This is a genomic window from Bacillus cereus group sp. N6 (genome assembly GCF_016483705.1).
Classification (GTDB): domain Bacteria; phylum Bacillota; class Bacilli; order Bacillales; family Bacillaceae_G; genus Bacillus_A; species Bacillus_A wiedmannii.
Genome location: NZ_JAEHBI010000327.1, coordinates 1 through 239, shown reverse-complemented (window position 1 = coordinate 239; position 239 = coordinate 1). Strand labels below are relative to the sequence as shown.

Sequence of the window (239 nt, the reverse complement as noted above, 5' to 3'; positions counted from 1 at the left end):
CATCGGCGCTAGAGAGCTTAACTTCCGTGTTCGGTATGGGAACGGGTGTGACCTCTCTGCCATCATTACCAGACTGTATTCATTTAAGACAAGAATCATTTTAACTTATTTAACTTTTAAAGTCAACAAGTTTTTTATATTCTTTCAAAACTAGATAACATTGCTTCATATTATATGGTTAAGTCCTCGATCTATTAGTATTCGTCAGCTCCACATGTCACCATGCTTCCACCTCGAAC

1 rRNA gene is annotated in these 239 nt (G+C 37.7%); it reads right to left on the bottom strand.

Annotation, left to right across the window (positions count from 1 at the left end):
• Nucleotides 1–73, bottom strand: a 5S ribosomal RNA gene (gene rrf / locus JDS99_RS31485); the annotation flags it as partial.
• Nucleotides 74–239: the final 166 nt, after the last annotated feature.